The organism is Streptomyces sp. NRRL S-340 (assembly GCF_000720185.1).
Lineage (GTDB): Bacteria > Actinomycetota > Actinomycetes > Streptomycetales > Streptomycetaceae > Streptomyces.
Genome location: NZ_JOIY01000017.1, coordinates 59907 through 78840 on the forward strand (window position 1 = coordinate 59907; position 18934 = coordinate 78840).

General features: G+C 71.6%; 16 protein-coding genes. 9 read left to right on the top strand and 7 right to left on the bottom strand.

Going from position 1 to position 18934, the window contains the following annotated elements; genetic code table 11:
- Positions 1 to 45 precede the first annotated feature (45 nt).
- On the bottom strand, positions 46 to 1158 hold the full coding sequence (locus IG64_RS15600; RefSeq protein WP_078884028.1) for a LacI family DNA-binding transcriptional regulator: 1113 nt from the start codon (positions 1156 to 1158) through the stop codon (positions 46 to 48).
- Positions 1159 to 1576: 418 nt separating this feature from the next.
- On the opposite strand from IG64_RS15600, the gene hisC reads away from it, so the two are divergent.
- Complete coding sequence (gene hisC / locus IG64_RS15605) at positions 1577 to 2656, top strand: histidinol-phosphate transaminase (RefSeq protein ID WP_037856303.1); 1080 nt, start codon at positions 1577 to 1579, stop codon at positions 2654 to 2656.
- A gap of 192 nt (positions 2657 to 2848) precedes the next feature.
- Here the strand turns inward: hisC and IG64_RS15610 are convergent, their stop codons facing one another.
- The gene (locus IG64_RS15610) at positions 2849 to 3223 is read right to left on the bottom strand and encodes a cyclophilin-like fold protein (RefSeq protein WP_037856305.1); all 375 of its coding nucleotides are present in this window, start codon (positions 3221 to 3223) and stop codon (positions 2849 to 2851) included.
- Between the two features lie 211 nt (positions 3224 to 3434).
- On the opposite strand from IG64_RS15610, the gene IG64_RS15615 reads away from it, so the two are divergent.
- From IG64_RS15615 to cydD, 3 genes are read left to right on the top strand one after another with little or no spacing between them, the layout of a single operon-like run.
- A complete protein-coding gene (locus IG64_RS15615; RefSeq protein ID WP_037856306.1) occupies positions 3435 to 4943 on the top strand; it encodes a cytochrome ubiquinol oxidase subunit I in 1509 nt (502 codons plus the stop codon).
- Positions 4944 to 4961: 18 nt separating this feature from the next.
- Positions 4962 to 5966: a cytochrome d ubiquinol oxidase subunit II gene (gene cydB / locus IG64_RS15620; RefSeq protein ID WP_037856309.1), complete on the top strand. Its 1005-nt coding sequence runs from the start codon at positions 4962 to 4964 to the stop codon at positions 5964 to 5966.
- 52 nt (positions 5967 to 6018) lie between these two features.
- The gene (gene cydD / locus IG64_RS15625; protein ID WP_234438521.1) at positions 6019 to 9525 is read left to right on the top strand and encodes a thiol reductant ABC exporter subunit CydD; all 3507 of its coding nucleotides are present in this window, start codon (positions 6019 to 6021) and stop codon (positions 9523 to 9525) included.
- Positions 9526 to 9785: 260 nt separating this feature from the next.
- Here the strand turns inward: cydD and IG64_RS15630 are convergent, their stop codons facing one another.
- From IG64_RS15630 to IG64_RS15650, 5 genes are all read right to left on the bottom strand, one after another.
- Entirely contained in the window at positions 9786 to 10712 is a 927-nt protein-coding gene (locus IG64_RS15630; protein WP_199811598.1) for an HAD-IIB family hydrolase, read from the bottom strand.
- Between the two features lie 49 nt (positions 10713 to 10761).
- Positions 10762 to 11664: an LLM class flavin-dependent oxidoreductase gene (locus IG64_RS15635; RefSeq protein ID WP_037856313.1), complete on the bottom strand. Its 903-nt coding sequence runs from the start codon at positions 11662 to 11664 to the stop codon at positions 10762 to 10764.
- A gap of 42 nt (positions 11665 to 11706) precedes the next feature.
- Positions 11707 to 12168 carry a hypothetical protein gene (locus IG64_RS15640; protein ID WP_037856315.1) on the bottom strand — a complete coding sequence of 154 codons (462 nt, stop codon included), beginning with the start codon at positions 12166 to 12168 and terminating at the stop codon, positions 11707 to 11709.
- Positions 12169 to 12178: 10 nt separating this feature from the next.
- A complete protein-coding gene (locus IG64_RS15645) occupies positions 12179 to 12727 on the bottom strand; it encodes an RNA 2'-phosphotransferase (RefSeq protein WP_037856317.1) in 549 nt (182 codons plus the stop codon).
- Positions 12728 to 12905: 178 nt separating this feature from the next.
- A complete protein-coding gene (locus tag IG64_RS15650) occupies positions 12906 to 14669 on the bottom strand; it encodes an SDR family oxidoreductase (protein WP_037856405.1) in 1764 nt (587 codons plus the stop codon).
- Between the two features lie 272 nt (positions 14670 to 14941).
- Here IG64_RS15650 and IG64_RS15655 point away from each other — a divergent pair, with 272 nt between their 5' ends.
- The 5 genes from IG64_RS15655 to IG64_RS15675 all read left to right on the top strand — a co-directional run bounded on the left by IG64_RS15655 (position 14942) and on the right by IG64_RS15675 (position 18808).
- Positions 14942 to 15916 carry an ABC transporter ATP-binding protein gene (locus IG64_RS15655; RefSeq protein WP_037856407.1) on the top strand — a complete coding sequence of 325 codons (975 nt, stop codon included), beginning with the start codon at positions 14942 to 14944 and terminating at the stop codon, positions 15914 to 15916.
- Positions 15906 to 16823, top strand: a complete 918-nt coding sequence (locus tag IG64_RS15660) for an ABC transporter permease subunit (protein ID WP_037856319.1) — start codon at positions 15906 to 15908, stop codon at positions 16821 to 16823. The genes IG64_RS15655 and IG64_RS15660 overlap by 11 nt, the downstream gene beginning before the upstream one ends.
- Positions 16820 to 17731: an ABC transporter ATP-binding protein gene (locus IG64_RS15665; RefSeq protein WP_037856321.1), complete on the top strand. Its 912-nt coding sequence runs from the start codon at positions 16820 to 16822 to the stop codon at positions 17729 to 17731. The genes IG64_RS15660 and IG64_RS15665 overlap by 4 nt, the downstream gene beginning before the upstream one ends.
- A 10-nt stretch (positions 17732 to 17741) precedes the next feature.
- A complete protein-coding gene (locus IG64_RS15670) occupies positions 17742 to 18461 on the top strand; it encodes an ABC transporter permease (protein ID WP_037856324.1) in 720 nt (239 codons plus the stop codon).
- 107 nt (positions 18462 to 18568) lie between these two features.
- Positions 18569 to 18808 carry a hypothetical protein gene (locus tag IG64_RS15675; RefSeq protein WP_037856326.1) on the top strand — a complete coding sequence of 80 codons (240 nt, stop codon included), beginning with the start codon at positions 18569 to 18571 and terminating at the stop codon, positions 18806 to 18808.
- Positions 18809 to 18934: the final 126 nt, after the last annotated feature.

Genomic DNA, 18934 nt, shown 5'->3' on the forward strand with positions numbered 1-18934 from the left:
TCGCCCCGATTGGGCCCTCTTCGGCGATCCCGCGACGGGCTGCCCTTACCGCTCCTCCGGCGATCTGGGCGGGCTGACGGTCGTGCGCGGCGGGCGCCGCTGCGAGGAGGTGCGCACGATCAGTTCGGTCGGTATGACCTGCTGGACCGGCTGGTCCGACTCGACCCCCTCGATGGCGTCGATGAGGAGCTGGACCACGGCGGTGCCGATGCGGCGCGGTTTGAGGGAGAGCGTGGTGATCGGCGGCTCGGTGTTGGCGTAGACCGTGGATTCGCTGCAGCACACCAGCAGCAGGTCGTCGGGGACCCGCAGGCCGTAGCGGCGGGCGGCGGCGAGCAGGTCCGTGCCGTTCGGGTCGAACAGGCCGTAGACGGCGTCGGGCCGGTCGGGGCGCGCCAGCAGCCGGTCGGCGGCGACGGCGCCCGCGCACGGGTCGTGGGCGGGGTAGGCCTCGTAGACGGGGTCCTGGCCGACGCGCTCGCACCAGCGCAGGTAGGCGGTGGTCGACAGGTGGGTGTACGTGTCGGTCGTGGTGCCGGTCAGCAGGCCGATGCGGCGGGCACCGGCCTCGGCGAGGTGGTCGAGGATGTCCAGGACGGCGGCCTCGTGGTCGTTGTCGACCCAGGCGGTGACCGGGAGGCTGCCGGCCGGGCGGCCGTCGCTGACCACCGGTAACCCCTGCCGGACCAGCTCGCTGACGACCGGGTCCTGGTCGGAGGGGTCGATGACGACGGTGCCGTCCAGGGCGACGTTCGACCACACGTCGTGGCGCGAGGTCGCCGGGAGGATGACGAGCGCGTAGCCGCGGGCGAGCGCGGCCGAGGTGGCGGCCCGCGCCATCTCGGCGAAGTACGCGAACTCGGTGAAGGTGAAAGGTTCATCCCCGTACGTCGTCACGGTCAGGCCGATGAGGCCCGATTTGCCGGTACGGAGTGTGCGTGCTGCGGCCGAGGGGCGGTACCCCAGCCGGTCGGCGACCTCACGGACGTGGCGGCGGGTGGCGTCCGGGAGCCGGCCCTTGCCGTTGAGGGCGTCGGAGACGGTTGTGATGGAGACTCCGGCGGCGGCGGCCACGTCTCTGATGCCCGCCCGGCCCGGCCGACTGCCTCGACGAGAGGTTTCCGCGCGGCTCACCTGATGCTTCCCTGCTGCTGTCATGGCGAGCCGATAGTAGGGCTCATGCGGTGGGGTAGTGCGGACGCATATGCACGTATTGGCAGGCACGTTTCTGCATGGCCAAGTGGGGTCAACTGCCTAAGAAAACAAGCTAGTTAATCGATTCCGTCCAAGGACGTGATGCGACGGCACCCGTGAGCCTGTCGAGCCTTCGAGGTCTCGAAGAGGTCTCAACTCACCTGCACGAGCGATGCGCGCCACGGCGCAAGCCACCGGCGCGTAGATATATGTGAGACGCGCCCCTCGTTCGTACATATTCGTACATGGATGCCCTCGATGCGCGGTGGGCGGCGCTCGGGGAAGCCGGCCGGGAGTGATGGTCTCCGACCCATTCGCAGGGACGCCCAATCCTCATAAGGTATGGAGTATTGAGTCGGCGGTGGTCACGAGGAGGACAGCGGTGAGCGAGACGAACCCGAAGCTGCGCGCCGAGCTGGAAGGCATCCCCACCTACAAGCCCGGCAAGCCCGCCGCGGCCGAAGGCCCGGTGGCGTACAAGCTGTCCTCGAACGAGAACCCGTACCCGCCCCTGCCGGGCGTCATGGAGACGGTGACGGCGGCCGCCTCCTCCTTCAACCGGTACCCGGACATGGCCTGCACCGACCTGGTCAACGAGCTGGCCGAGCGCTTCGGGGTGCCGGCCTCGCACGTGGCCACCGGCACCGGCTCGGTCGGGGTCGCCCAGCAGCTGATCCAGTCCACCAGCGGTCCCGGCGACGAGGTCATGTACGCCTGGCGGTCCTTCGAGGCGTACCCGATCATCACCCAGATCAGCGGGGCGACCTCGGTGAAGGTGCCGCTCACCCCGGGCGATGTGCACGACCTGGACGCGATGGCGGACGCGATCACCGACCGCACCCGCCTGATCTTCGTCTGCAATCCGAACAACCCGACCGGCACGGTGGTGCGCAGGCCCGAACTGGAGCGGTTCCTGGACCGGGTGCCCAGCGATGTGCTGGTGGTGCTGGACGAGGCCTACCGCGAGTTCATCCGCGACCCCGAGGTGCCCGACGGCGCGGTCCTGTACCGCGAGCGGCCCAACGTCTGCGTGCTGCGCACCTTCTCCAAGGCCTACGGTCTCGCCGGGCTGCGGGTGGGTTTCGCCATCGCCCACGAGCCGGTCGCGGCGGCGCTGCGCAAGACCGCGGTGCCGTTCGGCGTGAGCCAGCTGGCACAGGAGGCGGCGATCGCCTCCCTGCGTGCCGAGGACGAGCTGCTGGGCCGGGTCGGCTCGCTGGTGTGCGAGCGCACGCGCGTGGTCGACGCGCTGCGCGCCCAGGGCTGGACCGTCCCCGAGACGCAGGCCAACTTCGTGTGGCTGCGGCTGGGGGAGCGCACCGTCGCCTTCGCCGAGGCCTGTGAGCGGGCGGGTGTGGTCGTGCGGCCGTTCCCGGGTGAGGGAGTGAGGGTGACCGTCGCGGAGAGCGAGGCGAACGACATCTTCCTCAAGACGGCGGAGGCCTTCCACAAGGAGGGGTGAGCACCTGCCACGGCGTGGACCCGTGCCCCGGCGTGAACCTCCCGCGGCGGCGCGAGCGCCCGGCCACGGCGCGAGCACGCGGTCACGAGGTGTCGTGACCGGCACACCCATGGAGGGATGAGCGCTCCGTCCGGTCCTGCAGGGCCTGTCCGGTGGCGCGGGTCTGCCGCGGCCGATCCGCCGGGCGGGCCCTCAGTCGTCCACCGGCTCCACGCGCACGGGGTCGCCGTCGCGGACCGTCGAGAGGCGGCGGGGGTCGCCGTCGATCCGGCCGAGGACGTTGCACGGGCCGGCGAGACGGCATTCGTCGCCGTGCGAGATCGGCGTGGGCCCGTAGGGGAGGGCCAGTGCGTCCCCGTCGGTCCAGAAGGCGACGGTGCCGGGTGCGACGACCTGCACAGCGTCGGTTTCACGTGGAACGCGGACGCCGGTGTCGAAGTAGACCTCCTCGCCCCAGGTGCGGGCGGTGGAGACGAGCGGCAGTTCCTCGGCGAGGGCCTGGGCGGTGGGGGTGTCGTCGAGGCGGGCGGTGAGCCGGCCTGCGGGCCAGGAGATCCGTATCTGCATGACCGGCAATTCAACAAGTTGTTGAAGTTGTTGCCAAGGGGCCGACGCGAAGGCGAAGGGGGGACCCCCGGTGCGGAACGGAAAATCGGTACGTCATAATTGCTTGTGAATGTGAACGCGTTCACAAGCGCGTCCGATTGCTGCTGTGTTGCGTAGGACATAACAGGGCAAACCGCCGCCGCGCGACCGGCGACGTAAGGAGAGTGACGACGTGAACCTGGCTTTGGCGCCGGAGACACTGGCGCGCTGGCAGTTCGGCATCACGACCGTCTACCACTTCCTGTTCGTTCCCCTGACGATCTCCCTGGCCGCCCTGACGGCCGGGCTGCAGACGGCCTGGGTGCGGACGGAGAAGGAGAAGTACCTCAGAGCGACCAAGTTCTGGGGCAAGCTCTTCCTGATCAACATCGCCATGGGTGTGGTCACCGGCATCGTGCAGGAGTTCCAGTTCGGCATGAACTGGTCGGACTACTCCCGCTTCGTCGGTGACATCTTCGGCGCCCCGCTCGCCTTCGAGGCGCTGATCGCGTTCTTCTTCGAGTCCACCTTCATCGGCCTGTGGATCTTCGGCTGGGACAAGCTGCCCAAGAAGATCCACCTGGCCTGCATCTGGATGGTCTCGCTCGGCACGATCCTGTCGGCGTACTTCATCCTCGCGGCCAACTCGTGGATGCAGCACCCCGTCGGCTACCGGATCAACGAGGCCAAGGGGCGCGCCGAACTCACCGACTTCTGGGCCGTCCTGACCCAGAACACCGCGCTCACCCAGGCCTTCCACACGCTCTCCGCCGCCTTCCTCACCGGAGGCGCCTTCATGGTCGGCATCGCCGCCTACCACCTCGCCCGCAAGAAGCACGTGGGCGCGATGAAGACGTCCCTGCGGCTCGGGCTGATCACCGTGGTCATCGCCGGCCTGCTCACCGCGATCAGCGGCGACACCCTCGGCAAGGTCATGTTCAAGCAGCAGCCGATGAAGATGGCCGCCGCCGAGGCCCTGTGGGACGGCCAGAAGCCCGCCCCCTTCTCGATCTTCGCCTACGGCAACGTCGAGAAGGGCCACAACTCGGTCGCCATCGAGATACCCGGCCTGCTGTCCTTCCTCGCCGACGACAGCTTCAGCTCCTACGTCCCCGGCATCAACGACGTCAACAAGGCCGAGCAGCAGAAGTTCGGGCCCGGCGACTACCGGCCCAACATCCCGGTCACCTTCTGGGGCTTCCGGTGGATGATCGGGTTCGGCATGGCCTCCTTCGCCATCGGCCTGGCCGGACTCTGGCTCACCCGCAAGAAGTTCATGCTGCCGCAGCATCTGCGGGTCGGCGACGACGAGGTACCGCATCTGGTGCTGTCCCGGAACAAGGCGCTCAGCCCGCAGCTGACCACGTGGTACTGGCGTATCGCCGTCTGGACCCTGGCCTTCCCCCTGATCGCCAACTCCTGGGGCTGGATCTTCACCGAGATGGGCCGTCAGCCGTGGGCCGTCTACGGCGTGCTGCAGACCCGGCACGCGGTCTCCCCCGGTGTCTCCCAGGGCGAGGTCATCACCTCCATGGCCGTCTTCACGACGCTGTACGCCATCCTCGCCGTCGTCGAGGTCAAGCTGCTCGCCAAGTACGTCAAGGCGGGGCCGCCCGAGCTGACGGAGGCCGACCTCAATCCGCCCACGAAGATCGGCGGCGACCACCGTGACGCCGACAAGCCGATGGCCTTCTCCTACTAGGCCGAGGAAGGCACAGTCATGGAACTCCACGACGTCTGGTTCGTCCTGATCGCCGTCCTGTGGACCGGCTACTTCTTCCTGGAGGGGTTCGACTTCGGGGTCGGTGTCCTCACCAAGCTGCTCGCCCGCGACCGGCCCGAGCGGCGGGTGCTGATCAACACGATCGGCCCCGTCTGGGACGGCAACGAGGTCTGGCTGCTCTCCGCGGGCGGCGCCACGTTCGCAGCCTTCCCCGAGTGGTACGCCACACTGTTCTCCGGCTTCTACCTGCCCCTGCTCGTGATCCTCGTCTGCCTCATCGTGCGCGGTGTCGCCTTCGAGTACCGGGCCAAGCGGCCGGAGGAGAACTGGCAGCGCAACTGGGAACACGCGATCTTCTGGTGCTCGCTGATCCCCGCCTTCCTGTGGGGCGTGGCCTTCGGCAACATCGTGCACGGCGTCAAGATCGACCGGAACCTCGAGTACGCCGGCAGCCTGGGTGACCTGCTCAACCCGTACGCGCTGCTCGGCGGACTGGTCACCCTGACGCTGTTCACCTTCCACGGCGCGGTGTTCACGGCGCTGAAGACCGTCGGTGAGATCCGGGAGCGGGCACGCAGGATGGCCCTGCGGGTGGGTCTGGTGACGGCCGTCGCGTCCCTCGCCTTCCTGCTCTGGACGCAGGCCGACACCGGGAACGCCCGGAGCCTGGTGGCCCTGGTCGTCGCGGTCGTCGCGCTGGTCGCCGCGCTGGTGGCCAACCAGGCCGGTCGTGAGGGATGGTCCTTCGCCCTGTCCGGCGTCACCGTCGTGGCCGCCGTGGCGATGCTGTTCCTGTCGCTGTTCCCGAACGTCATGCCGTCCACGCTGAACGGGGACTGGAGCCTGACGGTCACCAACGCCTCCTCCAGCCCCTACACCCTGAAGATCATGACGTGGTGTGCGGGGATCGCCACACCGATCGTCCTGCTCTACCAGGGATGGACGTACTGGGTCTTCCGCAAGCGGATCGGCACCCAGCACCTCGCCGAAGCCGCGCACTGAGTCCGGCGAGGGGTGTGTTTCACGTGAAACACACCCCTCGGGACCGAAGGGCATGTTTCACGTGAAACCGATCGATCCGCGTCTTCTTCGCTACGCCCGGGCCACCCGGTTCTTCCTGGCGGCCGTCATCGGCCTCGGGGCCCTGGGCGCCGGACTCGTCGTCGCGCAGGCCATGCTCATCGCCGAGGTGGTGGTCGGCGCCTTCCAGCACCGGATGCCGGTCAGTGAACTGCGCACGCCGCTTCTGCTGCTGGTGGCCGTCGCCGGCGGCCGGGCGCTGGTCTCCTGGCTCACCGAACTGGCGGCGCACCGGGCGAGCGCCGCGGTGAAGTCCGAGCTGCGCGGGCGCCTGCTCGCCCGCGCGGTGGCGCTGGGCCCCGGCTGGCTCGGCGAACAGCGGACCGGCTCGCTGGTCGCGCTGGCCACACGCGGCATCGACGCCCTGGACGACTACTTCTCGCGCTGTCTGCCGCAGCTCGGCCTCGCGGTCGTCGTCCCGGTGGCGGTGCTGGCCAGGATCGTCACGGAGGACTGGGTCTCGGCGGCCGTCATCGTCGGGACGCTGCCCCTCATCCCCGTCTTCATGATGCTGATCGGGTGGGCCACCCAGTCCCGCATGGACCGCCAGTGGCGGCTGCTGTCCCGCCTCTCGGGCCACTTCCTCGACGTCGTGGCCGGCCTGCCGACCCTGAAGGTGTTCGGCCGCGCCAAGGCGCAGGCGGAGTCGATCAGGCGCATCACGGACGAGTACCGGCGGGCGACCCTGCGCACGCTGCGGATCGCGTTCCTGTCCTCCTTCGCGCTGGAGCTGCTCTCCACGCTCTCGGTGGCCCTGGTGGCCGTGACGATCGGCATGCGGCTGGTCAGCGGCGGCATGGACCTCTACACCGGCCTCGTCATCCTCGTGCTCGCCCCCGAGGCCTACCTGCCGCTGCGCCAGGTGGGAGCGCAGTACCACGCGGCTGCCGAGGGACTGGCGGCGGCCGAGGAGATCTTCGATGTGCTGCAGACACCGGTTCCCCGGTCCGGTACGGCGGCCGTTCCCGCCGGGGCCCTCGCCTTCGAGGGCGTGAGCGTCCGCTACCCGGGACGGTCGGCGGACGCCGTGTCCGACGTGACCTTCGCCGTGCGGCCGGGGGAGACCGTGGCGCTCGTCGGTCCGAGCGGCGCCGGCAAGTCGACGCTGCTGAACGTCCTGCTCGGCTTCCTGCACCCCACCACGGGCCACGTATGTGTCGGAGGAACCGACCTGCTCGACATCGATCCGGAACAGTGGCGGTCACGCATCGCCTGGGTGCCGCAGCGGCCCCACCTGTACGCCGGGACGATCGCCGAGAACGTCCGTCTGGCCCGGCCCGGCGCGGACGACGCGGCGGTCCGCGCGGCGCTGGCCGACGCCGGAGCGCTCGGCTTCGTCGACGCTCTGCCCGACGGGACGCGGACCGTGCTCGGCGAGGACGGCGCGGGTCTGTCGGCGGGACAGCGGCAGCGGCTCGCGCTGGCCCGGGCCTTCCTCGCCGACCGCCCCGTCCTGCTGCTCGACGAGCCGACGGCGGCTCTGGACGGGGCGACCGAGGCCGAGATCGTGGAGGCGGTGCGCCGGCTGTCCGCCGGACGCACCGTGCTGCTCGTGGTGCACCGCCCCGCACTGCTCGACGTCGCGGACCGGGTGGTGCGGCTGGAGGACACCGAGGCGCGGGAACGGACGAGCACGGCGGTGGCGACCGGCCCCGGCCGGCCCGCAGAAACGGGCCCGCGGCCGGCCGAAGCCCCGGCACCCCTGGACGCCCCCGCGTCCGCGCCGGCAGCGGGCGCGGTCCTCGCACGGGTCCGGGCGACGGCGGGCCGCCGACGCGCCCGTCTCGCCCTCGCGCTGCTGCTGGGCAGCCTCGCGCTCGGCAGCGCCGTCGGTCTGATGGCCACCTCGGGATGGCTCATCTCGCGCGCCTCCCAGCATCCGCCCGTGCTCTACCTGATGGTGGCCGTCACCGCGACCCGCGCCTTCGGCATCGGCCGGGCCGTCTTCCGCTACGCCGAGCGGCTGGTGTCGCACGACGCGGTGCTGCGGATGCTCGCCGACACCCGCGTCGCCGTCTACCGGAGGCTGGAGCGGCTCGCACCCGCCGGGCTGCGCCGGACACGCCGGGGCGATCTGCTCACACGGCTGGTCGCCGACGTGGACGCCCTGCAGGACTACTGGCTGCGCTGGCTGCTGCCCGCCGGTGCCGCCGTGACCGTCTCCGTCGCGTCCGTGGCCTTCACGGCCTGGCTGCTGCCCGAGGCCGGGGCGGTCCTCGCCGCGGGACTGCTGCTGGCCGGGGCGGGTGTCCCGCTGGTCACCGCTTCCGTGGCGCGCCGGGCCGAGCAGCGGCTCGCCCCCGCACGCGGTGCCCTGGCCACACGGGTGACCGATCTGCTCACGGGGACCGCCGAGCTGACGGTCGCCGGTGCGTTGCCGGCGCGCAGCGCCGAGACCCGCCGCGCCGACACCGTACTGACCCGGATCGCCTCGCGTGCCGCGACCGCGACCGCGCTCGGCGACGGGCTCACCGCGCTCGTCTCGGGGCTGACCGTGGCGGCCGCCGCGCTCGTCGGCGCCCAAGCGGTGGCCGGCGGACGGCTGGGCGGGGTGGCCATGGCCGTCGTCGTCCTCACCCCGCTGGCCGCCTTCGAGGCGGTCCTCGGCATGCCGCTCGCCGCGCAGTACCGGCAGCGCGTGCGGCGCAGCGCCGAGCGCGTGTACGAGATCCTGGACGCGCCCGAGCCGGTGCGCGAGCCGGAGGCGCCGCGGCCCACGCCCGAGACCCCCTTCCCGCTCACCGTCCGGCACCTCACGGCCCGCCACCCGGGGCAGGACAGGGACGCGCTCGCCGGGCTTGACCTCACCCTGGAGGAGGGGCGCAGGGTCGCCGTCGTCGGACCGTCCGGGGCCGGCAAGTCGACGCTCGCGCAGGTCCTGCTGCGGTTCCTCGACCCGCGGGCGGGGGTCTACAGCATCGGCGGGACCGACGCGTGCGCCCTCGACGGCGACGCTGTACGGCGGTGGGTGGGGCTGTGCGCCCAGGACGCGCACCTCTTCGACAGTTCGGTGCGGGAGAACCTCCTGCTCGCGAAGAAGGACGCGAGCGAGTCGGAGCTGCGGGACGCGCTCGGGCGCGCCCGGCTGCTGGACTGGGCCTGCAGTCTGCCCGACGGCCTCGACACCCTCGTCGGGGAGCACGGTGCGCGGCTGTCCGGGGGCCAGCGGCAGCGGCTGGCACTGGCCCGTGCGCTGCTCGCCGACTTCCCCGTCCTCGTCCTCGACGAGCCGGCCGAGCATCTCGACCTGCCGACCGCCGACGCGCTCACCGCCGATCTGCTGAGGGCCACCGAGGGCCGTACGACGTTGCTCATCACACACCGTCTGGCCGGGCTGGAGGCGGTGGACGAGGTGATCGTGCTGGACGGGGGCCGGGTGGTCCAGCGCGGCCCGTACGCGGAACTGGCCGCGCTGCCGGGCCCGCTGCGGCGGATGGCCGAGCGGGAGACGGCGGCGGAGCTGCTGGTGGGGGCGCGCTAGGGGCTGTCGTCCGGATCAGGCCGGATCGGGGGGTGCCGGGCTCGCGAGCCCGGCATGCTCCCGCAGGAGGGGACCCGGGGCCCAGCCGGTCAGGGCCCGTGGGGCGCGTCGGGCGCCTCGGGACACGCCAGGCCGCTGAGGCCACGTCGGGTTCCGGCCGCTCCGGGCCGCTCCGGTCCGCGCCGCGGACGGCCCGGTGCCCGTCGGCACGGCGTCACTGCGGGGCCCCGCTGTCCCGGCGGGTCAGGCGTGCGCCGCTGTCACCGCCGCTGTTCGAGGATCCGTTCGATCACCAGCGCCACGCCGTCCTCGTTGTTGGCCGCGGTCCGGCCGGTCGCCGCGGCGACGGCGTCCGGGTGCGCGTTGCCCATGGCGTACGACCGGCCGGCCCAGGTGAGCATCTCGATGTCGTTGGGCATGTCGCCGAAGGCGACGACCTCCTCCCGCGAGATGCCGCGTTCGGCGCAGGCCAGGGCGAGCGTGCTGGCCTTGGAGACGCCCGGGCCGCTGATCTCCAGCAGGGCGCTGGGACTGGAGCGGGTGATGGTGGCGCGTTCCGCGACGGCGAGCCGGGCCAGGGTGAGGAAGCCGTCGGGTTCCATCGTGGGGTGGGCGGCGAGGATCTTGAGGATCGGCTGGCCGGCGGCGGCGCCTCCCGGGGCCAGCAGGTCCTCCACGGGCGCCAGCGTGTCCGGTGCCTCCATGAGCAGCTTCGGATAGTCCGGCTCCTGGTGGAACCCGTACGTCTGCTCGATGGCGTACGCCGTCCCGGGCGCCGCCTCGCGCAGCAGCCGTACGGTGTCCAGAGCGTTCTCCAGGGCGAGGTCGCGCACCTTCACGAACCGGTGGGCGCCGGGGCCGCCGTGCAGGTCGACCACGGCCGCTCCGTTGCCGCAGATCGCGAGGCCGTGACCGTGCACGTGGTCACTGACGACGTCCATCCAGCGGGCGGGCCGGCCGGTGACGAAGAAGACCTCGATGCCTGCCTCCTCGGCGGCGGCGAGAGCGGCGACCGTGCGTGCGGAGACCGACTTGTCGTCGTGCAGCAACGTTCCGTCAAGATCGGTGGCGATCAGCCGCGGCGGGACGGCGGGTGCGCCTCCCCGGGCGCGCGAGGTCGTGAGCTGGGAAGAGGCCGGGGGCTCGGGCTGTCTCGTCGCTGAGGTCACCGGCTCATTGTCCCGCATATGCCCGCACGCCCGTGCGGGACTGCGCACATCTGAGACGTCGCCTCCGTCACGCCAGCTGGGCGGGGGCTTCCATGGCGATCCGTTCGAACATCTTCTCGTCCGCCGCGAAGTCCGAGCCGGCGATCGGCCAGTGGATCACGATCTCGGTGAAGCCCAGGTCCCGGTGACGGCCCGCGAAGTCGACGAAGGCGCCGACGGACTCCAGGGGCTGTCCGCGGTCGGGGGTGAACCCGGTGAGCAGGATCTTGTCGAGCGTACGGACGTCACGGCCGATCGCCTCACACGCGGCACCGAGCTTGTCGACCTGGCCGCGCAGGGCCTGGACGGACTGTTCCGGCGTGCCGTTCTCGAACAGCTCGGGGGCGCCGGTGGTCACCCAGGCCTGCCCGTGACGCGCCGCGAGCCGCAGGCCCCGCGGGCCGGTGGCCGCCACGGCGAACGGCAGCCTGGGCCTTTGCACACACCCGGGGATGTTCCGTGCCTCGTGCGCCGAGTAGAACTCACCCTCGTACGACACCGAGTCCTCGGTCAGCAGGCGGTCCAGCAGCGGTACGAACTCGGCCAGCCGGTCGGCGCGCTGCCGTGGCGTCCAGGGCTCCTGACCCAGCGCGGTGGCGTCGAAGCCGGTGCCGCCGGCGCCGACGCCGAGCGTGAGACGGCCGCCGGAGATGTCGTCGAGCGAGATCAGTTCCTTGGCCAGAGTGACGGGGTGCCGGAAGTTCGGCGAGGTCACCAGGGTGCCCAGACGCATGCGCTCGGTCACGGTCGCGGCGGCGGTCAGCGTGGGGAGAGCACCGAACCACGGGCCGTCCCGGAAAGTGCGCCAGGACAGGTGGTCGTAGGTGTAACCGGTGTGGAAGCCGAGCTGCTCGGCACGGATCCACGCCGAACGGCCGCCCTCGTGCCAGCGGCGGTGCGGAAGGATGACGGTGCTCAGACGCAGACTCATGAGCCCGAGCCTAAGCGGGCCCGGCCGTTTCACGTGAAACGGTCACCGCATGCGGCTGTTCAGCCACGCGGTGAGGCCGATCACCGGGACCGGCTCCTTGTACGTACGGTCGCCGGGCAGGGGAACGACCAGGCGGTAGCCGGGTGGGAAGCGCCGTGCCCTGACGAACGCCGTTCCGTCCCAGAGCGCACGGAGGAAGGCGGGGACGTCGTCGCGGGGCAGGTCGTGGAACTCCACGCCCTCCACGGTGATCAGTGCGTCCTCCTCCGGGTAGAGCCGTACGGTCGTGCGGGGCAGGCCGCCGAACTCGACGAAGGCCTCGTGCGGGAGCGAACCGTCCGGGTCGGTGGTGACACCGACGCCCGCTGCGCTGCGCCGCGAGGTCTGGTCGGCGCCGATGTCATGGCTCACCTCGATCTCACGCGCGTAGGCGGAGGCGAGGGCGCGGCAGGCGGCGACTGCGGCTTCGGTCGAGGCGAGACGGTGACGCATGCCGCCGATCATGCCGGACCGGTCAGTGGCCGGAAGCCAGGCGCAGGTACCGGGGCGGTACGGCCTGCGTCAGCCACACGCCGTTGGCGCTGACCCGGAACACGTGCCCGTCGCGGTGCATGGCGCCGGTGTCCACCGTGAGCACGACCGGCCGGCCGCGGCGGGCGCCCACCCGGGTCGCGGTCTCGCGGTCGGGTGAGAGGTGCACGTCGTGCCGGTTCATGGGCCGCAGGCCCTCGGCGCGGATCGCCCCGAGGCTGCGGGCCACCGTCCCGTGCCAGAGGTACGGCGGCGGGGTGGCCGGCGGCAGCCCGAGGTCGACGTCGACACTGTGGCCCTGGCTCGCCCGGATGAGGTCGCCGCGGATCTCGAAGCGCCGCTTGTCGTTGGTGGCGACCACGTGGTCGAGCTCCTCGCGGGTGATCCGGAAGCGGTGCGCGTTCGCCGCCGCGAGCAGGGCGTCGATCCCGGTCCAGCCGGCCTCGTCGAGCGTGAGTCCGATCCTTCCGGGCTGGTGGCGCAGGTGCCTGGAGAGGTACTTCGACACCTTCACGGCGCGTCTTTCGTCCATGCCCCCAGCCTGCCGGGAGAGACGAGCCTCACGCAGAACTTTTTCGCCGGGGAGGTTTGATCCACAGCGATGTGAAGTTATCCACAGGATCGGGCAGGAATCTGTGGACAACCGGCCGCGGCGGCTGCCGCACGGGACGGCCGTCGCTTCCGCCGGGGACGGCCGGGGCGGGCGGCTCTCACAAGCGTGGCCGCACCCGGGCCAGGCCGCGCCGCGCCCGCGGGGTGAAGCGGGACATCGCGTGGAGCAGCCGGGCCTCCGGAGTCACCGGTACCACCGCGGCGTTCCGGACGACCGCGCGCAGGATCGCGTCGGCGACCTTCTCCGGCGGATAGCCGCGCAGCCCGTACAGCCGGGCCGCGCGCTTCCGGCGGCGCTTCTCCTCGGCCGCGTCGACCCCCGCGAAGCGCGCCGTGGACGTGATGTCGGTGTCGACGAATCCGGGACACACCGCCGTGACCCCGATCCCCTGCCCGGCCAGCTCCGCCCGCAGGCACTCGCTGAGCATCAGCACCGCCGCCTTGGAGGTGCTGTAGGCGGGCAGTGCCCGGGAGGGCTGGTAGGCCGCCGCCGACGCGGTGTTGACGATGTGTCCGCCCTGGCCGCGCTCGGCCATCTGCTTCCCGAAGAGCCGGCAGCCGTGGATCACACCCCACAGGTTGACGTCGAGAACCTTGCGCCAGTCCTCCGTGGTGTGGTCGAAGAACGCGCCGGACAGGCCGATGCCCGCGTTGTTCACCAGCACGTCCACCACGCCGTACTCGGCGGCGACCCGCTCGGCCAGCTTCTCCATCGCCCGCTCGTCACAGACGTCGGCGGCCTCCGCCCAGGCCTCCCGGGCACCCAGCGGCCGGGCCAGTTCGGCCGTGCGCGCCGCGGCCCCGGCGTCCCGGTCCACGGCCACCACGCGAGCCCCGGCCCCGGCGAAGGCGAGCGCGGTGGCCCGTCCGATGCCGCTGCCCGCGCCGGTGACCAGGACGAGCTGGCCGGCGAACCGGTCGGCGTACGGTCCGGTGGCGGCGGGCGCGGGCCGCCCGGCCCCGGCGGAGGTCACGAAGTCGGCGATCCAGTCGGCCAGCCGGTCGGGCCGGGTGCGGGGGGCCCAGTGCTGTGCCGGAAGGGTGCGGCGCACCAGACGCGGGACCCACTGCTCCAGATCGTCGTACAGCCGTTCGGAGAGGAAGGCGTCGTTCACAGGGGTGATGAGCTGCACGGGGACGTGGGCCCGGGCGTCCGGCCGCGGCCTGCGCAGGCGCGCCCGCACGTTGTCGCGGTACAGCCATGCTCCGTGCGTGGCGTCCTGCGGCAGCGAGGGGGTCGGGTAGCCGTCGGCGGGAACCTTCTCCACGCGCTGGAGGATCTTCGGCCAGCGCCTGCCGAGGGGGCCGCGCCAGGCGAGTTCGGGCAGGACGGGCGTGTGCAGCAGGTAGACGTACCAGGACCTGGCGCCCTGGCCGAGGAGCTGCCCCACCCGGCGCGGAGTGGGGTGGGCCAGACGGGAGCTGATCCAGTGGCCGAAGTGGTCGAGGGAGGGACCGGACAGGGAGGTGAAGGAGGCGATCCGGCCCTCGGTGCGCCGGACGGTGACGAACTCCCAGGCCTGCACCGAGCCCCAGTCGTGCCCCACCAGGTGCACCGGTGCGTCCGGGCTGACCGCGTCGGCGACCGCCAGGAAGTCGTCGGTGAGTTTCTCCAGGGTGAATCCGCCGCGCAAGGGCCGGGGCGCGGTGGAGCGGCCGTGGCCGCGGACGTCGTACAGCACGACGTGGAGGCCGAAGTGCCCGGCGAGGCGTTCGGCCACCTCCGACCAGACCTCCTTGCTGTCCGGGTAACCGTGCACCAGGATCACCGTCGGCCTGCGCTGATCCCCCAGCTCGGCCACGCACAGCTCGACCTCGCCGGTCCGTACCCGGCGCTCCCGCGCGCCCTTCAGCGGCGACACACGCATCACCTTCCCTCCGCCCGGCGGCACACTCCCCGTGCCCGCCTTCGCCGGGGACCGGGTGCCCGTCACGTGACTCCGGCGACTGTGGCAGTTGTTAGACGGAACGTCAATAGGGCGGGGTGCGGCCTGGTAGGGCCGGGTTGTCCCGGAACATGGGCCACCCCAGGGGTGCGCCCCCTAGGGCCCCGTAATACTCAAGAGGGACTGCAAGACGGCTCTGGGGTCTGACGACTCGCGTGGCGGCCGTCACTATCGTCGAAGACGTGACTGTGATCGCGACCGAAAGCCTGAGCAAGCGGTTCCCCCGGGTGACCGCGCTTGACCGGCTCTCCGTGGACGTCGGACCCGGTGTGACCGGACTCGTCGGCGCCAACGGAGCCGGCAAGTCCACACTGATCAAGATCCTGCTGGGTCTGTCCCCCGCCACGGAGGGCCGTGCCAAGGTGCTCGGCCTCGACGTCGCCAACGAGGGCGCCGCGATCCGCGAGCGCGTCGGCTACATGCCGGAACACGACTGCCTGCCACCGGACGTCTCGGCCACCGAGTTCGTCGTCCACATGGCCCGCATGTCCGGCCTGCCGCCCACCGCCGCCCGCGAGCGCACCGCCGACACCCTGCGCCACGTCGGCCTCTACGAGGAGCGCTACCGCCCCATCGGCGGCTACTCGACCGGCATGAAGCAGCGGGTCAAGCTCGCCCAGGCCCTGGTGCACGACCCGCAGCTGGTCTTCCTCGACGAGCCGACCAACGGCCTCGACCCGGTCGGCCGCGACGAGATGCTCGGCCTCATCCGCCGCATCCACACCGACTTCGGCATCTCGGTCCTGGTCACCTCCCACCTGCTGGGCGAGCTGGAGCGCACCTGCGACCACGTCGTCGTGATCGACGGCGGCAAGCTCCTGCGCTCCAGCTCCACCACCGACTTCACCCAGACCACGACCACCCTCGCCGTCGAGGTCACCGACAGCGACGAACACCCGGACGGCACCCGCGCGGTCCGTGAGGCGCTCCACGCGCGCGGGGTGCGGACCGAGGACGGCACCGGGCTGCCGGGCGCGGGACACGTCCTGCTGCTCACCGCCCAGAGCGAGGAGACCTACGACCTGGTGCGGGACGTGATCGCCGACCTCGGCCTCGGCCTGGTCCGCATGGAGCAGCGCCGGCACCACATCTCGGAGGTCTTCCGGGACGACGACGAACAGCGCGAGGGACAGCGGAAGGAGGCGGCCGACCATGTCGCTTGAGCAGCCCCTGCGGAATCCGGCACCGCCCGCGGGCGACCAGACCCGCATCCACAACATCGGCTACCGCAACTACGACGGCCCCCGCCTCGGCCGCGCCTACGCCCGACGCTCGCTGTACTCGCAGTCCCTGCGCGGCTCCTACGGCCTCGGACGCTCGGTGAAGTCCAAGGTGCTGCCGATGCTGCTGTTCGTGGTGATGTGCGTGCCCGCGGCCATCATGGTCGCCGTCGCGGTCGCCACCAAGGCCAAGGACCTCCCCGTCGACTACACGCGCTACGCCATCATCATGCAGGGCGTCATCAGCCTGTACGTCGCCTCACAGGCACCGCAGTCCGTCTCCCGCGACCTGCGCTTCAAGACCGTGCCGCTGTACTTCTCGCGGCCCATCGAGACCGCCGACTACGTCCGCGCCAAGTACGCGGCACTGGCCTCGGCGCTGTTCATCCTGACCGCCGCACCGCTGCTCGTCCTCTACGTGGGCGCGCTGCTGGCCAAGCTCGACTTCGCCGACCAGACCAAGGGATTCGCCGAAGGACTCGTCTCCGTGGCCCTGCTCTCACTGCTCTTCGCAGGCATCGGCCTGGTCATCGCCGCCATCACCCCGCGCCGGGGCTTCGGCATCGCCGCCGTGATCGCCGTCCTGGTCATCTCCTACGGCGCGGTCTCCACGCTGGAGGCCATCGCCGACGCCCAGAACAGCACGAGCGCCATCCCCTGGATCGGCCTGTTCTCACCGGTCACCCTCATCGACGGCATCCAGACGGCCTTCCTCGGCGCGACCTCCGCCGCCCCCGGCGCCGTCGGCCCCGGCAGCGGTCAGGGCGTCGTCTACGTCCTGGTCGTCCTCGGCCTCATCGCCGGCGCCTACGGCCTCCTGCTGCGCCGCTACAAGAAGGTGGGACTGTGACCACGCTCAGCATCGACCACGTCTCCCGCTGGTTCGGCAACGTGGTCGCCGTCAACGACATCACCATGACGATCGGCCCCGGCGTCACCGGCCTGCTCGGCCCCAACGGCGCCGGCAAGTCCACGCTCATCAACATGATGGGCGGATTCCTCGCCCCCTCCACCGGCACCGTCACCCTGGACGGCCGGCCCGTGTGGCGCAACGAGGAGATCTACCGGCACGTCGGCGTCGTCCCCGAGCGCGAGGCGATGTACGACTTCCTCACCGGCCGCGACTTCGTCGTCGCCAACGCCGAACTGCACGGCCTGGGCGCCAAGGCGGCACAGAAGGCGCTGGCCACGGTCGAGATGGAGTACGCGCAGGACCGCAAGATCTCCACCTACTCCAAGGGCATGCGCCAGCGCGTGAAAATGGCCAGCGCCCTGGTGCACGACCCCTCGCTGCTCCTGCTGGACGAGCCGTTCAACGGCATGGACCCGCGCCAGCGCATGCAGCTGATGGACCTGCTGCGACGCATGGGCGACGAGGGCCGCACGGTGCTGTTCTCCTCCCACATCCTGGAGGAGGTCGAGCAGCTCGCCTGGCACATCGAGGTCATCGTCGCCGGCCGGCACGCGGCCAGCGGTGACTTCCGCAAGATCCGCCGCCTGATGACCGACCGCCCGCACCGCTACCTGGTGCGCTCCAGTGACGACCGCGCCCTCGCGGCGGCACTGATCGCGGACCCGTCGACCTCCGGCATCGAGGTGGACCTCGCCGAAGGAGCGCTGCGCATCCAGGCCGTCGACTTCGGCCGGTTCACCACCCTGCTGCCGCGGGTGGCCCGGGACCACGGCATCCGGCTGCACACGGTCTCGCCGTCCGACGAGTCCCTCGAGTCCGTCTTCTCGTATCTTGTCGCGGCGTAGGAGGCCGAAGATGTACGACCCCACAGTCGCCCGGCTCACCTACCGAGCCCTGCTCGGCCGCCGCCGGGCCCTCATCCTCGGCGCGCTGCCCCTGCTGCTGATCGTCATCGCGGTCGTCGTGCGCGCCCTCACCGGCGCCGACGACCAGACCGCGGTCAACGTCCTCGGCGGCTTCGCGCTCGCCACCATGGTGCCGATCATCGGCGTCATCGCCGGTACCGGCGCGATCGGGCCGGAGATCGACGACGGCTCGGTGGTGTACCTGCTGTCCAAGCCGCTGAAGCGCCCGGTCATCATCTTCACCAAGCTGATCGTGGCGATCGCCGTGACCATGGTGTTCTCCGCGGTGCCCACGCTGATCGCCGGACTGATCCTCAACGGCAACGGCCAGCAGATCGCGGTGGCCTACACGGTGGCCGCCCTGGTCGCCTCCATCGCCTACGCCGCCCTGTTCCTCCTGCTGGGCACGGTCTCCCGGCACGCGGTGGTCTTCGGCCTGGTGTACGCGCTGGTCTGGGAGGCGCTGTTCGGCTCCCTGGTGCCCGGTGCGCGCACGCTGAGCATCCAGCAGTGGGCCCTGGCGGTCGCGCACAAGGTCGCCGGCGGGGACCTGGTGACCTCCGAGGTGGGCCTGACCACGGCGACGGTCCTGCTGGTCCTGGTGACCGTGCTGGCCACCTGGTACGCCGGGCAGAAACTGCGGTCCCTGACCCTCGCCGGCGAGGAGTGAGGCGCGGGCGGGCGCCGCGGTCCGGCGGGGCCCGCCCGCCCTTGACGGAGGCTTCACCGCCGTACGCACACACTGGGCGCAGCGGACGGAAGACCAGGAGGACGGAGATGAGCGGCGAGACTCCGCGGGGCGAGGACCGGCGCACGAGCGGGGACGGGTGGGACGACGTCGTCCTCGACACCGACTTCGTACGGGCCGCCGAGGCCACCGAGCCCTCGGCCCGGGCCCGGATGCTCGCCGCCCGCTGGCGCGGCCAGGCTCCCGAACCGCAGCCGTGGCGCTCCGACGAGCCGCCGGCGGGGTGGTTCTTCAGCAAGGTGCGCCGCCGCAGGTGGCGACGCCGCTGACGGGCCGGGTCAGCCTGCGGCACCGGCCCGCACGGCCGCACCGGCCCGCACGGCCGCACCGGCCGCTGCCCGGCTTGCACCGGCGTGCACGGCCTGCACGGACCGCGTCGGCCTGCACCGCCCACG

Excerpts from the sequence above, each read along its gene's own strand:
- IG64_RS15635 (WP_037856313.1), bottom strand. The coding sequence starts at position 11,664 with ATGAGTCTGCGTCTGAGCACCGTCATCCTTCCGCACCGCCGCTGGCAC.
- IG64_RS15630 (WP_199811598.1), bottom strand. The coding sequence starts at position 10,712 with ATGCGGGACAATGAGCCGGTGACCTCAGCGACGAGACAGCCCGAGCCC.
- cydB (WP_037856309.1), top strand. The coding sequence starts at position 4,962 with ATGGAACTCCACGACGTCTGGTTCGTCCTGATCGCCGTCCTGTGGACC.
- IG64_RS15660 (WP_037856319.1), top strand. The coding sequence starts at position 15,906 with ATGTCGCTTGAGCAGCCCCTGCGGAATCCGGCACCGCCCGCGGGCGAC.
- IG64_RS15645 (WP_037856317.1), bottom strand. The coding sequence starts at position 12,727 with ATGGACGAAAGACGCGCCGTGAAGGTGTCGAAGTACCTCTCCAGGCAC.
- IG64_RS15610 (WP_037856305.1), bottom strand. The coding sequence starts at position 3,223 with ATGCAGATACGGATCTCCTGGCCCGCAGGCCGGCTCACCGCCCGCCTC.
- IG64_RS15640 (WP_037856315.1), bottom strand. The coding sequence starts at position 12,168 with ATGATCGGCGGCATGCGTCACCGTCTCGCCTCGACCGAAGCCGCAGTC.
- IG64_RS15600 (WP_078884028.1), bottom strand. The coding sequence starts at position 1,158 with ATGACAGCAGCAGGGAAGCATCAGGTGAGCCGCGCGGAAACCTCTCGT.
- IG64_RS15670 (WP_037856324.1), top strand. The coding sequence starts at position 17,742 with ATGTACGACCCCACAGTCGCCCGGCTCACCTACCGAGCCCTGCTCGGC.
- IG64_RS15675 (WP_037856326.1), top strand. The coding sequence starts at position 18,569 with ATGAGCGGCGAGACTCCGCGGGGCGAGGACCGGCGCACGAGCGGGGAC.
- cydD (WP_234438521.1), top strand. The coding sequence starts at position 6,019 with ATGTTTCACGTGAAACCGATCGATCCGCGTCTTCTTCGCTACGCCCGG.